Here is a 13,968-nt window from a genome sequence, read left to right as displayed (position 1 = left end):
AATCGCAGGATGGATACGAAATAAATGCTAAGAATCACTGGATGGACAGGCTAAAATGCGCGCCCGGCTAACCGCTGATCCCTTTTCCATGCGCCCCACAAGGTTCGCTACGTGATCGAGTTTCAAAACGTCCATAAAACCTACCGCGTCACCGGTAAGGATATTCCCGCCCTGCACCCCACCAGCCTGCGCGTCGAAAACGGCCAGGTGTTTGGCCTGATTGGCCACTCGGGTGCGGGAAAAAGTACCCTGCTGCGCCTGATCAATCGCCTTGAAGAGCCCAGTGGCGGGCAGATCAGTGTCGACGGCGAAGAAGTCACCGCACTGGACGCCAACGGCCTGCGCCGTTTCCGCCAGCAGGTCGGCATGATCTTCCAGCACTTCAACCTGCTGGCGTCCAAGACCGTTGCAGACAACGTGGCGCTGCCGCTGACACTGGCCGGCGAATTGTCGCGCAAGGAAATCGAGCTGCGCGTGGCCGAGCTGCTCGCCCGCGTTGGCCTGTCGGACCACGCCCGCAAGTATCCGGCGCAATTGTCCGGCGGCCAGAAACAGCGCGTCGGCATCGCTCGCGCCCTGGCGACCAAACCCAAGATTCTGCTGTGCGATGAAGCCACCAGCGCCCTCGACCCGCAAACCACCGCGTCGGTCCTGCAATTACTGGCTGAAATCAACCGTGAGCTGAAGCTGACCATCGTGTTGATCACCCATGAAATGGATGTGATTCGCCGCGTGTGCGACCAGGTGGCCGTGATGGACGCTGGCGTGATCGTCGAGCAAGGCTCGGTGGCTGATGTGTTCCTGCATCCCAAGCATCCGACCACCAAGCGCTTCGTCCAGGAAGCCGAACAGGTCGATGAAGGCGAACAGCACGATGACTTCGCCCACGTACCGGGCCGTATCGTGCGCCTGACGTTCCAAGGGGACGCGACCTACGCGCCATTGCTGGGTACCGTCGCCCGTGAAACGGGGGTGGACTACAGCATCCTGGCCGGTCGTATCGACCGCATCAAAGACATCCCCTACGGGCAATTGACCCTCGCCGTCACTGGCGGTGACATGGAAGCCGCGTTTGCGCGCTTCACCGCCGCTGACGTTCATATGGAGGTGCTGCGCTAATGGATCTGTTCCTGAATTTCTTCGCCGACATCGACTGGTCCGAAATCTGGCTCGCCACCGGCGATACCATGACCATGCTGTTCGGTTCGCTGTTCTTCACGGTCGTACTGGGCCTGCCCGTGGGTGTGCTGCTGTTCTTGACCAGCCCACGTCAGCTGTTCGAGCAGAAAGGCTTGTACGCCTTTATGTCGCTGATCGTGAACATCCTGCGTTCGCTGCCGTTCATCATCCTGCTGATCGTGATGATTCCATTAACCAAGCTGATCACTGGCATCTATATGGACGAGCCCACCTCGCTGGGCGTCGCGGGCGCGATTCCGCCGCTGGTTATCGGCGCCACACCGTTCTTTGCACGCCTGGTGGAAACCGCCCTGCGTGAAGTGGACCGCGGCATCATCGAGGCCACGCAGTCGATGGGTGCCAGCACGCGCCAGATCATCACCAACGCCTTACTGCCCGAAGCACGCCCCGGCATTTTCGCGGCAATTACCGTAACGGCGATTACACTGGTGTCCTACACGGCGATGGCCGGCGTGGTCGGTGCCGGTGGCCTGGGCGACCTGGCGATCCGTTTCGGTTACCAGCGTTTCCAGGACAATGTGATGGTGGTCACCGTGGTGATGCTGGTGATCCTGGTGCAAATTCTGCAAACCGTCGGCGACAAGCTGGTGGTGCACTTTTCTCGAAAATAACGGCCATGGCCGGCCTGGTGCCGGCAGATGCCCGAACATGGAGCTTGCTGGATGAAAAAACTACTGGTTGCCTTCGCCGCCGTTGCCGCGTTTTCCGCCCACGCCGAGACCCTCAAGGTCGCTGCCTCGCCAGTGCCGCATGCGCAAATTCTGGAATTCGTGAAACCTGCGCTGGCCAAAGAAGGCGTGGACCTGCAGATCAAAGTCTTCACCGACTATGTGCAGCCGAACGTACAGGTGGCTGAAAAGCGCCTGGACGCCAACTTCTTCCAGCACCAGCCGTACCTGGATGAATTCAACAAGGCCAAGGGCACTCACCTGGTGAGCGTCGGCGGCGTGCACCTGGAACCGCTGGGCGCGTACTCGAGCAAATACAAGAAGCTGGACGAGCTGCCGGACGGCGCCAATGTGGTGATCCCGAACGACGCCACCAACGGTGGCCGCGCCCTGTTGCTGCTGGCCAACAACGGCCTGATTACCCTGAAGGACCCGACCAACATCCTGTCGACCATCAAGGACATCACCGCCAACCCGAAAAACCTCAAGTTCCGTGAGCTGGAAGCCGCCACCCTGCCGCGCGTACTGACCCAGGTCGACCTGGCGCTGATCAATACCAACTACGCGCTGGAAGCCAAGCTGGACCCGTCCAAGGACGCCCTGGTGATCGAAGGCAGCGACTCGCCTTACGTGAACATCCTGGTGACCCGTGAAGACAACAAGGATTCGGACGCGGTGAAGAAGCTGGTAGCCGCCCTGCACACACCTGAAGTGAAGCAATTTATCGAAGAGAAGTACAAAGGCGCGATCAAGCCAGCGTTCTGATCCAGCACACTGGAGATCAAAAATGTGGGAGGGGGCTTGCCCCCGATAGCGCCAGGTCAGTCAACCTCTTCATCGACTGACACCCTGCTATCGGGGGCAAGCCCCCTCCCACATTTGTTTTGTGTCGTGAGCTATTTACGCTGCAACAGCCCCGGCAACTGCGCCACCAGCTTCTGGTTATTCAACGGCGCGCGAATGAACCCACGCTGGGTACCGTCCGGCCCGATCAGCGCCAGGTTGCCGCTGTGATCGACGGTGTAGTTGGGCTTGCTGGTGTCCGCCGGGATGAACGGAATGCTCACCGCATTCGAGACCGTCTGCACCTCCTGCACATTCGCACCGGTCAGCCCCTGGAACTGCGGATCGAAATAGCCCAGGTACTGCTTGAGCTGGGCTGGGGTGTCGCGGTTCGGGTCGACGCTGACCAGGATCACTTGCAACTTATCCACCGCGTCCTTGGGCAGTTCGCTCTTGATCTGGCGCAGTTGGGCGAGGGTGGTCGGGCAGATATCCGGGCAGAAGGTGTAGCCGAAGAACAGCAGGCTCCACTTGCCTTTCAGCTCATCGACCAGCACCGGCTGGCCGTCCTGGTTGGTCATGCTCACCGCAGGCAGCTGGCGACTTTGCGGCAGCAGGATAATGCCGGCGTCGATCAGCGCGGTGGGATCGCCCTGGCCTTTGCCCGATAGCACCTTATTGACGGTCAGGCCCATGATCAACGCCACCAGGGCCACGAGAATGAAGACAGTTTTCTGAGTTCGAGTCATAGGTTCAACAGTAGGTAGTGGTCGACGAGCAGGGCGATAAACAGTAGCAGCAGGTACCAGATGGAGTACTTGAAGGTGTTGATCGCCGCGTGCGGCTGGCTGCCACGGTACAGCACCCAGGCCCATTGCAGAAAGCGCCCGCCCAATACCAGCGCACAGGCCAGGTACAGCAACCCGCTCATATGGATCACATAGGGCATCAGGCTCACCGCCAGCAGGGCAAAGGTGTAGAGCAGGATATGCACCTTGGTGTAATGCTCGCCGTGGGTGACCGGCAGCATCGGGATGTCAGCCTTGGCGTACTCCTCCTTGCGGTGAATGGCCAGCGCCCAGAAGTGCGGCGGCGTCCAGGCAAAGATGATCAGCACCAGCAGCAGGGGTTCGGCACTGATATGCCCGGTTACCGCGACCCAGCCCAACAGCGGCGGCGCGGCGCCGGCCAGGCCACCGATGACGATGTTCTGCGGCGTCGCACGCTTGAGAAAGCCAGTGTAGATCACCGCATAGCCCAGCAACGAAGCCAACGTCAGCCATGCCGCCAGTGGGTTGGTAAAGGCCAGCAACAGCGCCAGGCCCGCCACCGCCAGCAACAACGCAAAGGCCAGTGCCGCAGCCGGCGAGACGCGCCCCTCGGCCAATGGTCGTTTGTGCGTACGCGCCATCAGTGCATCAATACGCCGGTCCACCACATGGTTGACCGCAGCCGCCGCGCCCGCACACAAGGCGATGCCCAGGTTGCCGAAAACCAGCACCGTCCACGGCACTCCAGCGCGGGTGGCGAGGAACATGCCCACCAGCGAGGTGATCAGCATCAGCACCACCACCTTCGGCTTGGTCAGCTCCAGATAGTCGCGCCAGATAGCCTGGCCGTGACCCGCGCCGATCAAGGACGCCATGGCATCTCTCCTTTAAGGGTTATCAGGCCCGATACCTGTTTGCGCGGAATAAACCGCCAGGCAATCGGACGTGGAACGCGCACCCGGACCAGGCTGGTACGCGCGTGATAATTGACCAGTACCAGGCTCAGCAATAGCGCTGCGCCCCCGGCGTTGTGAGCCACCGCCACCGGCAGCGGCAAGCCGAACGCCACATTGCTCAGGCCCAGGCTGATTTGCGCCGCCAGGGCGATCAACAGCAAGCCCGCCAAGCGCGTCATGCCCACCGCGCGCAGTTGCCAGGCCAGGCCCAGCAGCACCAGCGTGACCAGCACCGCCCCGACGCGATGGGTGAGGTGAATGGCCGTGCGCGCATCGCTGTCCAGCTGACCACCGAGGTAGTTAGGGCCGATATGCTGGGTCAGGTGAAAGCCGTTGGCAAAGTCCGCTGCCGGCCACCATTGCCCGTGACACGTCGGCAAGTCCACACAGGCCACCGCCGCATAGTTGGAGCTGACCCAACCACCCAACGCAATCTGCCCGATCACCAGCACCAACCCCGCCGTTGCCCAATATTGCAGGCGCCTGGGCACGATCAATGCGGGCAACACACCGGACAAGCGCAGGGTCAACAGGAACAGCAGGCTCAAGGTGGCAAAACCGCCCAACAGGTGCCCCGTCACGACTTGCGGCCACAGCTTGAGCGTCACCGTCCACATGCCGAACGCCGCCTGGGCGATCACCACCATCAACACGAACAGCGGCAATTTCACCGGCTGGCCGGGGTCGCGGCGGTGGCTCCACGCACGCGCCGCCAGCAGCGCGATCAGCAGGGCGAGGGTGCCGGCAAAGTAGCGGTGAGTCATCTCGGCCCAGCCTTTGTCGGCCTCCACCGGCGTATCCGGATAATGCAGCTCGGCATGGGCCAACTGGGCTGCACTTTGCGGCACGCTGATAAAGCCGTAGCAACCCGGCCAGTCCGGGCACCCAAGGCCGGCATGGGTCAGGCGGGTATAGGCGCCCAGCAACACGACGATCAGCGCCAGCAAGGTGGCAAACAACGCGAGGCGAAATCCAGGCTTGGCCATGATGATGCCCTTATCCGATGTTCGACAGTTTCAACAGCAGGCGCAGGTCGTTGAGCAAATCCTTGCCGTTGACCTTGGCGTCGTAGCGCAGCACCAGATTACCGTGGGGGTCGACGATCCACAGGTGCGCATCCCCCGGCGCGGCGGCATTGCGGTTGAAGGTCGACAGGTCCAGTGAGTAGCGTTGCAATTGCGGGTACTCGGCCTTGAGCTTGGCGTCGTAGTCGGTAGCGACCGGCTGCGCACTGGCCAGCGCGTGGCTGGCGCGGGACGCATCGCGACCTAGGCCGATCTGCAGCTGGCGCGCCAGATACACCAGTTGCTGGCACTCGGCGGCGCAGGCGGCAGGCGCGGTGACCAACAGTTGCCAGCGCTCCTCATCGGCCTGCACGCCGATGTCGGCGCGGGTCTGGCCGTTACCGATCATTTCACCGTGATAACTGCGATTGTCCGGCACCCAGAACTGCAGCTTGTACATAAAGGTCGCCAGCACCATCGGGCCCACCACCATCAGCAGGATCAGGATCAGCTGAAAGCGGCCTTTACGCCGGTCCGGCGCCTCAGACATGTTGAGTGGATTCATGGCGGCTCCCATGGTGCTTCTCCTTTGCGTTGTGCCATCCGAGGTAGAGGTAAAGCGCCAGCAGCGCCAATGACATGGCAAACCACTGCACGGCATACCCCAGGTGTTTTTCCGGGCCCATGGCGACCACCGGCCAGGTGGTGTCGTAGGTACCGGGGCCGGCTTCGGCGCGCAGCTCGTAGGCGAACCCGCTGCGGCGCAATTCAGCCCACAGCGCGACGGGATGCAACGCGGTCAACAGGCGCGGCCACTGCGCGGTTGTGGGGTCGACGCGCAATTGGAAGGTTTCGCCGGGGGCGACGTACACCCAGGCAACGAGACTCACCGGTTGATCCGGGGTGGTGAACACCGGTGGCGTGCGCCGGTCCGGCCAAGGCAGCCAACCACGATTGAGCAACAACCACACGCCGCTGGCCTGATCATGGAAGGGTTGTAACAGCTCAACCCCGGCCCTGCCGTCGCGCATACGGTTGTCGAGCAGCACACTGTGTTCGGCATCGAAATTGCCGCGCAGATGAACTCGGCGAAAGGCTGGGTCGGCACTGGCTTCAAGCTGCTCGCTGCCCATGGGCGCGGCCGCACGCCGCTCTGCGTAAGTGTCGACCAAGCGCTGTTTTTCCTGACCGCGCGACAGTTGCCAGAACCCCAGGCCGACCATCAACGGCAGCAACAACAGCACCACCAACGTCGGCGCGATGCCGGGCCGCAGGCGCTGCCTGGCACTGGCTATACTGAATCTCATTGCCCCCTCCCCCTGAAGCCCGGAGCCAGACCATGCTCAAAGCCGCCATTGCCCTGATGCTGATCGCGACCGTCGCGAGCCTGTTCAGTGGCTTGTTCTTCCTGGTCAAGGACGAGGGCCGTTCCAACCGCCTCGTCACTGCCCTGACCGTGCGTGTCGTGTTGGCCGCCATCACCGTCGGGCTGATCGCCTGGGGCTTTTTCAGTGGCCAGTTGGTCTCGCATGCGCCGTGGTAGAACGGTTCACAGCACATACACAAAGAAAAACAGCCCGATCCACACCACGTCCACGAAGTGCCAATACCAACTGGCCGCCTCGAAACCGAACTGGTGTTCGGCATTGAAATGCCCCTTCAGGATGCGCATCAGCATCACAAACAGAATGATCGTGCCGATGGTCACGTGGGCACCGTGAAACCCGGTGAGCATGAAGAACGTCGCGCCGTATACGCCCGAACCCAGCGTCAGGCCCAGCTCTCTATAGGCGTGGATGTACTCCTCGGCCTGGAACCCGAGAAACGCCAGGCCCAGTAGCACGGTGAGCGCCAGCCAGATCTTCAGCGCGCCGCGATGCCCTTTGCGCAAGGCATGGTGGGCGATGGTGATGGTCACGCTGGAACTCACCAGCAGGATAGTGTTTACCAACGGCAGGCCCCAGGGGCTGATCGTGCCTTTGGGTGCCGGGTACAACGTGGGGTCCGGGTTGTTCAGCAATGGCCAGGCGAATTCGAAATTCGGCCACAGCATATGCGCGATGCCCTTGGGGCCCTCACCTGCCAGCCAGGGTCCTGCCCAGACACGCACGTAAAACAAAGCGCCGAAAAACGCGATGAAAAACATCACTTCGGAAAAGATGAACCAAGTCATGCCCCAGCGAAACGAACGGTCCATCTGCGCACTGTACAAGCCGGCGCGGCTTTCCTTGATCACCGCACCGAACCAGCCGAACAGCATGTAGGCCAGCAACAGGCCACCGACGAAGAAGATCCACGGGCCGTGGGATTCCGGGCGCAACGCCTTGAGATCGTTGAACCACACGGCCAGCCCATACACGGTGACCAACAGGCCAATCGTGGCAATGATCGGCCATTTGCTTTGCGCTGGTACGTAGTACGTATCATGAGTCGACATGTATTCGCTCTCCTGATTGAGCGGGCAAACAGTAGCTAGCCGCCGCTGTGGGCCGCCACGGGCGGCTGGCGCGCAGTGATATCGAACAGCGTGTAGGCCAAGGTCAAATGCTTCACATCCTTAGGCATGGCGCGATCGACGATGAAGCGCACTGGCATCTCGATACGTTCGCCTGGCTGCAACACTTGCTGGGTGAAGCAAAAACACTCGGTCTTGTGGAAGTACATCGCCGCTTCGGCCGGGGAAATGCTCGGCACCGCCTGGGCGGTCATCGGTTTGTCAGTCGGGTTGTACGCGACGAACAGCATCTCGGTCACAGCGCCCGGGTTGACCACCACCTCGTCGGCCTTGGCATAAAAATCCCAAACCATATCGATGGCGTTGGTGGACAGGAACTGCACCCGCACCTGGCGCGACGGGTCGACGACCTGCTCGCCCTCGTACTGCCCGCCGGTCTTGCCGTTGATGCCGAATGCCTTGCACATCACGTCATAGATCGGCACCAGGGCGAAGCCGAAGGCGAACATCGCCAGCACCAGGATAAGCAGGCGCGTGACCAGGCGTTTGATCGGTATGGAGTCAGCCATAACGCCCACCCAAAGCGGACACAATCAATGTGGGAGGGGGCTTGCCCCCGATGGCGGTGTACCAGTCGACACTACCTTTGGCTGTGAGATAGCAATCGGGGGCAAGCCCCCTCCCACAAGGAATCGAGGGTGACTTATTCATTTCACCTCCGGCGGCGTGGTGAAGGTGTGGTACGGCGCGGGCGAGGGCACGCTCCACTCCAGGCCTTCGGCGCCATCCCACGGTTTGGCCGGCGCGGGCGGGCCGCCGCGGATGCACTTGATCACGATAAACAGGAAGAAAATCTGCGTGGCGCCGAACATGAACGCGCCAATCGACGAGACCATGTTGAAGTCGGCGAACTGCAGGTTGTAGTCCGGCACCCGGCGCGGCATGCCGGCCAGGCCCACGAAGTGCATCGGGAAGAACGCCATGTTCATGCCCACGAAGGACAGCCAGAAGTGCAGCTTGCCCAGGGTTTCGTCGTACATGTGGCCGGTCCATTTCGGCAGCCAGTAGTAGGCCGAGGCGAAGATGCCGAAGATCGCGCCGGGCACCAGCACGTAATGGAAATGCGCCACCACGAAGTAGGTGTCGTGGTACTGGAAGTCCGCCGGCGCGATCGCCAGCATCAGCCCGGAAAAACCGCCGATGGTAAACAGGATCACGAAGGCCACCGCGAACAGCATCGGCGTCTCGAAGGTCAGCGAACCTTGCCACATGGTGCTGACCCAGTTGAACACCTTGACTCCGGTGGGCACCGCGATCAGCAGGGTGGCGTACATGAAGAACAGTTCGCCTACCAGCGGAATACCGACCACGAACATATGGTGCGCCCACACGATGAACGACAGGAACGCGATGCTGGCCGTGGCGTAGACCATCGAGGTGTAGCCAAACAACGGCTTGCGCGAGAAGGTCGGAATGATCGAGCTGACGGCCCCGAACGCCGGCAGGATCATGATGTACACCTCAGGGTGGCCAAAAAACCAGAACACGTGCTGGAACAGCACCGGATCACCACCGCCCGACGCGCTGAAAAAGCTGGTGCCGAAGTGGATATCCATCAGCATCATGGTCACGCAACCGGCCAGCACCGGCATCACCGCAATCAGCAGGAACGCGGTGATCAGCCAGGTCCACACGAACAGCGGCATTTTCATCAGGGTCATGCCCGGCGCGCGCAAGTTGAGGATGGTCGCCACCACGTTGATCGCACCCATGATCGAACTGATGCCCATCAGGTGGATGGCAAAGATGAAGAAGGTCACGCTTTCCGGCGCATAGGTGGTCGAGAGCGGGGCATAGAACGTCCAGCCGAAATTCGGCCCGCCGCCCGGGCTGAACAGGGTCGAGACCAGCAACAGGAACGCCGCCGGCAGCAGCCAGAAACTGAAGTTGTTCATGCGCGGCAGGGCCATGTCCGGTGCACCGATCATCAACGGGATCATCCAGTTCGCCAGGCCGACAAAGGCCGGCATCACCGCACCGAACACCATGATGAGGCCATGCATGGTGGTCATCTGGTTGAAGAACGCCGGCTGCACGATCTGCAGGCCGGGCTGGAACAGTTCGGCGCGAATCACCATGGCGAATGAACCGCCCAGCAGGAACATGGTGAAGGCAAACCACAGGTACATCGTGCCGATGTCTTTATGGTTGGTGGTCAACACCCAGCGCATCAACCCCTTCGCGGGGCCGTGGGCGTGGTCGGCGTGACCATGGTCATCGATCACAGTGCTCATGACCGTTCTCCTGCAAGCGAGTGGGCGGGGCGGGTCTGGACGGTGGCAAGGAAGGCTGTCATTTACTTTGCGCCTGTTTGATGGCCAGCACGTCTTTTGGCGTGACCATGTCGCCTTTGTTATTGCCCCAGGCATTGCGTTCGTAGGTCACGACCGCAGCGATATCGACTTCCGAGAGTTGTTTGCCGAACGCGGCCATCGCGGTACCTGGCTTGCCGTGAAACACCAGGTTCAGGTGATCGGCGGCAGGCCCGGTGGCGATTTTCGAGCCCTTGAGCGCCGGGAACATGGGCGGCAGGCCCTGGCCTTCAGCCTGGTGACAGGCCACGCAGGTGGTGTGGTAGACCTTGTCGCCGCGGGCCACCAGTTCGTCGAGTGTCCATTCCTTGGAGGTCAGTTCCTTGAGCTTGGCCGCCTCTTGCTTGCGCTCGCCGAGCCAGGTGTCGTAGTCGGCCCTGGACTTGACCTCGACCACGATGGGCATGAACCCGTGGTCCTTGCCGCATAGCTCGGCGCACTGGCCGCGATAGATGCCGGGTTTCTCGACTCGGGTCCAGGCTTCATTGACGAAGCCTGGAATGGCGTCACGCTTGACCGCAAAGGCCGGCACCCACCAGGAGTGGATCACGTCGGCGGCGGTGACCAGAAAGCGCACTTTCGCCCCCACCGGCAACACCAGCGGCTGGTCGACTTCGAGAAGGTAGTGCTCGCCCTTGGTGGCCTGGTTATGGATTTGCTCGGCGGGTGTGGCCAGGTTGCTGAAGAACTCCACGTCCTGGCCCAGGTATTTGTAATGCCACTTCCACTGATAGCCGGTGACCTGGATATCGATATCCGACTCACTGCTGTCGTAGATGTTGATCAACGTCTTGGTCGCGGGAATGGCCATGGCCACCAGGATCAGCAACGGCACCACGGTCCAGAGAATTTCCACCGTGGTGCTTTCGTGGAACTTGGCCGCTACCTGGCCGGTGGACCTGCGGTGCAGGATCATCGACCAGAACATCGCGCCAAACACAACGATGCCGATCACTACACAAATCCAGAAAATGGTCATGTGCAGGTCAAACACAGCGTGACTGACTTCAGTAGCACCTGGCGCCATATTCGTTGTCCAGGCGGCGTGGGCCTGGCCGAATACCGACGACAACACTAAGCCCATCCAAACGTGTGGATGTCGCGTCATTGCGGGTTCCCCTTTTATGTTTCTTGTTATCCCGCCGGTTTGCACCTGCGGCGAAGGGAGCGGCTTCCAAACTGCTTACCACCGCCAAGCCTTGCTGCGTCATGCAGTCGGGCGTCATCAGCCAATTGCCTACAAATCCGAGTATAGACAGCCGCAGCGACCCCGCAATGTGTAGGGGCAAATGAGTGAAAACAGACAGACGGGCCCAATAAAACGGGCGGCGGAATCGTTTATCCGACGAGCGATGGCAATTCGATATAACGTGTGCGTATAACCATGAAATAATTATGACAAATGCGTCTTAGGTGCTCGTATAACCGAGCTACCTTATCCTCTCTCTTTTCCTACGCCTGACCGGAGCCTTCATGAACACCGCCGCATTGCGCGAGCAGATTTCCCGTGCCCATCAACACGAAGCAACCACGGGCCAGCTTGCCCAGCAATTGGAAAAGCAATTGCCGCACCTGCATTCGGCCATTTCCCTGGTTGACGGTGATCGCAACATTGTCATGACCCGCTTTGTCACCGCGTACATCGACCTCGTCCCGGATTTGCTCGAAGCCGCCAACGACGTAGCACGCGAAGCCGGAATCGAAAGCCAGATCAAGCCTGTGCTGAAGATTGCCGAGCACTTCTTCCTGCAGCCGCCGGCAATTCTGGCGGGCCACGAAGGCCTGGACGGTTTGCTGGACGAAGCCTACCTGGCCCATCGCCTGGTAGAGGAGGTCAACGACCTGTATATCAAGCATTTCGGCCAGCCGCTGATCCCGGCGGACACTACGGTCGCCAACCTGATCGCCCACCAATTGATCGGTGAAGACTTCGCCAACCAGCTGGATGAAGCGGTGCACATGGCTGTGGATGAGATGCTTAACGAAGAGAGCTTTGCGCTGGAGTCGGTCGAGACATACCGCGAACAGTTGAAAAGCCCGGACACGGAAGCGGCGTGGAAGCGCTGGCCGTGCCTGTCGCGCCAGCTTGGGGTGGAGTTGGCGCTGGATCAGCCGACTTAATCCCAAATTGGACACAAAACAAATGTGGGAGGGGGCTTGCTCCCTCCCACATTTTGAACCGGCTCCGTCAGCCGATTGAGGGCGCCGAACCTATCCCCGTGGTGGTCCTTATCCGACCTTCCAACCGGCGCTTCAACCCGCGCGCCTCGATCACCAGTTTCGAGCCCTTGGCCGCATTGGCCCGGCCCCATTCCTCCAGCAGCTCCAGGCACGAATGGTCGATATAACTCAGGTTATTGAGCGGCACATGCACGGTGGTTCCCATCGGCACCGTCGACAGCACCTGGGTCAACGCCGGCACTTTCAGGAACGTCGCGGCACCGATCAGTCGCAACTCCATCTCGCCGTCCTGAGGCAAGTCGATCAGGCTGATTTTCAGCCGTGAGGCCTTGAAGGCCAGCTTGACCAGCGTCAGCCCGAAGCCCACCAGTACACCGGTCAGCAGGTCGGTGAAGATGATCGCCAGCGCCGTAGCCGCGTAGGTGAACATCGGCATGCGGCCATAACGCCCCAATGCCTTGAACGCCTTCACGTCCACCAGCTTGATCCCGGTATACACCAGCACGCCCGCCAGGCTCGCCACCGGGATGCTCTGCAGCACACTCGACAGCAACAACACGAAGCCCAGCAGCCACAGGCCGTGGAACATCGCTGACAAGCGCGTGGTGGCACCCGCCTGGACGTTGGCCGAACTGCGGACAATCACGCCGGTCATCGGCAGGGCGCCGACCAATCCGCACAGCATGTTGCCTACGCCTTGAGCGGACAATTCCTTATCGAAATCCGAACGCTGGCCGCTGTGCATGCGGTCGACCGCTGCGGCGGACAGCAGCGTTTCGGCACTGGCGATAAAGGCGACGGCAAATGCGGCGATCAGCAGCTGCGGGTCAGCCAGGTTGAGCAGGTCGCTGGGGCGCAGCCAATCGATGGCGTCGGCCAGGTTTTCCGGCACTTCCACTCGTTTGACCTGCAAGGCCAGCACCAGGCTCGTCACCGTTGCCAGGCCTACGCCCAGTAGAGCCCCCGGCACGAAGCGCAGTTGTTGTGGACGGAATTTGTCCCACAGGTACATCACCAGCATCGTCGATACACCGAGCAAGCCCGCCTGCCAGCCGAGCCCGCCGCCGAGGGTGGGTATCGCTTCGATCAATGCCGCCGGGAAGCCTGCCAGGTTATCCAGCCCGGAAGGTTTGGGCGCACTGTCGAGCATCACATGGACCTGCGATAGCACAATCAGTACGCCGATCCCCGCCAGCATGCCGTACACCACCGCCGGCGCCGTCACGCGGAACCAGCAGCCCAGGCGCAGACGCCCGGCCACCAATTGCAGGAAGCCCGCCAGCAACAGGATTGGCCCCAGCATCAGCATGCCGTGCTGGCGTACCAGCTCGAACACCAACACCGCCAACCCCGCTGCCGGGCCACTGACTTGCAACGGAGAACCCGCCAACCAGCCCACCACCAGACCACCGATGATCCCGGTGATCAAGCCCTTGGCCGGCGGCATGCCGGATGCGATCGCGATGCCCATGCACAAAGGCAGGGCGACCAGAAACACCACCACGGAGGCGAGCAGCTCCCGCGGCAAAACAGCTTTCAATTGAGCAGCACGCATGATGACTCTCCCGAGGCATTCGCC

Annotated in this window: 15 protein-coding genes; 5 read left to right on the top strand and 10 right to left on the bottom strand. The window is 61.2% G+C overall.

The features are described 5' to 3' along the window. Positions 1 to 111: 111 nt before the first annotated feature. The 3 genes from C4J89_RS00345 to C4J89_RS00335 are packed head-to-tail and all read left to right on the top strand — an operon-like array spanning position 112 to position 2,633. The gene (locus tag C4J89_RS00345; protein ID WP_124413441.1) at positions 112 to 1,119 is read left to right on the top strand and encodes a methionine ABC transporter ATP-binding protein; all 1,008 of its coding nucleotides are present in this window, start codon (positions 112 to 114) and stop codon (positions 1,117 to 1,119) included. Beyond that, entirely contained in the window at positions 1,119 to 1,811 is a 693-nt protein-coding gene (locus C4J89_RS00340) for a methionine ABC transporter permease (protein ID WP_124360634.1), read from the top strand. The genes C4J89_RS00345 and C4J89_RS00340 overlap by 1 nt, the downstream gene beginning before the upstream one ends. A gap of 51 nt (positions 1,812 to 1,862) precedes the next feature. Further along, positions 1,863 to 2,633 (top strand): MetQ/NlpA family ABC transporter substrate-binding protein, encoded by a 771-nt coding sequence (locus C4J89_RS00335; RefSeq protein ID WP_124360633.1) that lies wholly within the window; start codon positions 1,863 to 1,865, stop codon positions 2,631 to 2,633. Between the two features lie 131 nt (positions 2,634 to 2,764). Here C4J89_RS00335 and C4J89_RS00330 read toward each other — a convergent pair whose 3' ends face one another. The 5 genes from C4J89_RS00330 to C4J89_RS00310 are packed head-to-tail and all read right to left on the bottom strand — an operon-like array spanning position 2,765 to position 6,688. Then, positions 2,765 to 3,400 carry an SCO family protein gene (locus C4J89_RS00330; protein ID WP_124360632.1) on the bottom strand — a complete coding sequence of 212 codons (636 nt, stop codon included), beginning with the start codon at positions 3,398 to 3,400 and terminating at the stop codon, positions 2,765 to 2,767. After that, on the bottom strand, positions 3,397 to 4,296 hold the full coding sequence (gene cyoE / locus C4J89_RS00325; RefSeq protein ID WP_124360631.1) for a heme o synthase: 900 nt from the start codon (positions 4,294 to 4,296) through the stop codon (positions 3,397 to 3,399). The genes C4J89_RS00330 and cyoE overlap by 4 nt, the downstream gene beginning before the upstream one ends. Beyond that, a complete protein-coding gene (locus C4J89_RS00320) occupies positions 4,284 to 5,363 on the bottom strand; it encodes a heme A synthase (RefSeq protein ID WP_124360630.1) in 1,080 nt (359 codons plus the stop codon). The genes cyoE and C4J89_RS00320 overlap by 13 nt, the downstream gene beginning before the upstream one ends. Positions 5,364 to 5,373: 10 nt before the next feature. After that, positions 5,374 to 5,958 (bottom strand): hypothetical protein, encoded by a 585-nt coding sequence (locus C4J89_RS00315; protein WP_124413440.1) that lies wholly within the window; start codon positions 5,956 to 5,958, stop codon positions 5,374 to 5,376. Next, a complete protein-coding gene (locus C4J89_RS00310; RefSeq protein WP_124413439.1) occupies positions 5,924 to 6,688 on the bottom strand; it encodes an SURF1 family protein in 765 nt (254 codons plus the stop codon). Before C4J89_RS00310 ends, C4J89_RS00315 begins: the two co-directional genes overlap by 35 nt. A gap of 32 nt (positions 6,689 to 6,720) precedes the next feature. Here C4J89_RS00310 and C4J89_RS00305 point away from each other — a divergent pair, with 32 nt between their 5' ends. Then, positions 6,721 to 6,924 carry a twin transmembrane helix small protein gene (locus C4J89_RS00305; RefSeq protein ID WP_124365282.1) on the top strand — a complete coding sequence of 68 codons (204 nt, stop codon included), beginning with the start codon at positions 6,721 to 6,723 and terminating at the stop codon, positions 6,922 to 6,924. Between the two features lie 6 nt (positions 6,925 to 6,930). On the opposite strand, the gene C4J89_RS00300 is transcribed toward C4J89_RS00305, so the two are convergent. The 4 genes from C4J89_RS00300 to coxB form a co-directional block, all read right to left on the bottom strand. Next, positions 6,931 to 7,818 carry a cytochrome c oxidase subunit 3 gene (locus C4J89_RS00300; RefSeq protein ID WP_124413438.1) on the bottom strand — a complete coding sequence of 296 codons (888 nt, stop codon included), beginning with the start codon at positions 7,816 to 7,818 and terminating at the stop codon, positions 6,931 to 6,933. A 35-nt stretch (positions 7,819 to 7,853) separates the two neighbouring features. Then, positions 7,854 to 8,405 carry a cytochrome c oxidase assembly protein gene (locus C4J89_RS00295; protein ID WP_124360625.1) on the bottom strand — a complete coding sequence of 184 codons (552 nt, stop codon included), beginning with the start codon at positions 8,403 to 8,405 and terminating at the stop codon, positions 7,854 to 7,856. Positions 8,406 to 8,543: 138 nt separating this feature from the next. Continuing rightward, the gene (ctaD, locus tag C4J89_RS00290; RefSeq protein WP_124413437.1) at positions 8,544 to 10,130 is read right to left on the bottom strand and encodes a cytochrome c oxidase subunit I; all 1,587 of its coding nucleotides are present in this window, start codon (positions 10,128 to 10,130) and stop codon (positions 8,544 to 8,546) included. Positions 10,131 to 10,188: 58 nt separating this feature from the next. Continuing rightward, positions 10,189 to 11,316: a cytochrome c oxidase subunit II gene (coxB, locus tag C4J89_RS00285; RefSeq protein WP_124413436.1), complete on the bottom strand. Its 1,128-nt coding sequence runs from the start codon at positions 11,314 to 11,316 to the stop codon at positions 10,189 to 10,191. Positions 11,317 to 11,681: 365 nt separating this feature from the next. Between coxB and C4J89_RS00280 the strand changes: the two genes are divergently transcribed. Continuing rightward, positions 11,682 to 12,329 (top strand): hypothetical protein, encoded by a 648-nt coding sequence (locus C4J89_RS00280; protein ID WP_124369075.1) that lies wholly within the window; start codon positions 11,682 to 11,684, stop codon positions 12,327 to 12,329. A gap of 67 nt (positions 12,330 to 12,396) precedes the next feature. On the opposite strand, the gene C4J89_RS00275 is transcribed toward C4J89_RS00280, so the two are convergent. Further along, on the bottom strand, positions 12,397 to 13,944 hold the full coding sequence (locus C4J89_RS00275) for a SulP family inorganic anion transporter (RefSeq protein ID WP_124360621.1): 1,548 nt from the start codon (positions 13,942 to 13,944) through the stop codon (positions 12,397 to 12,399). Positions 13,945 to 13,968 lie beyond the last annotated feature (24 nt).

Origin of the sequence: Pseudomonas sp. R4-35-07, from assembly GCF_003852235.1 — a bacterium.
In the GTDB taxonomy this organism is placed as follows: domain Bacteria; phylum Pseudomonadota; class Gammaproteobacteria; order Pseudomonadales; family Pseudomonadaceae; genus Aquipseudomonas.
The sequence above is the reverse complement of the archived record's forward strand: the minus strand, read 5'-3'. Positions and strand labels throughout refer to the sequence as shown.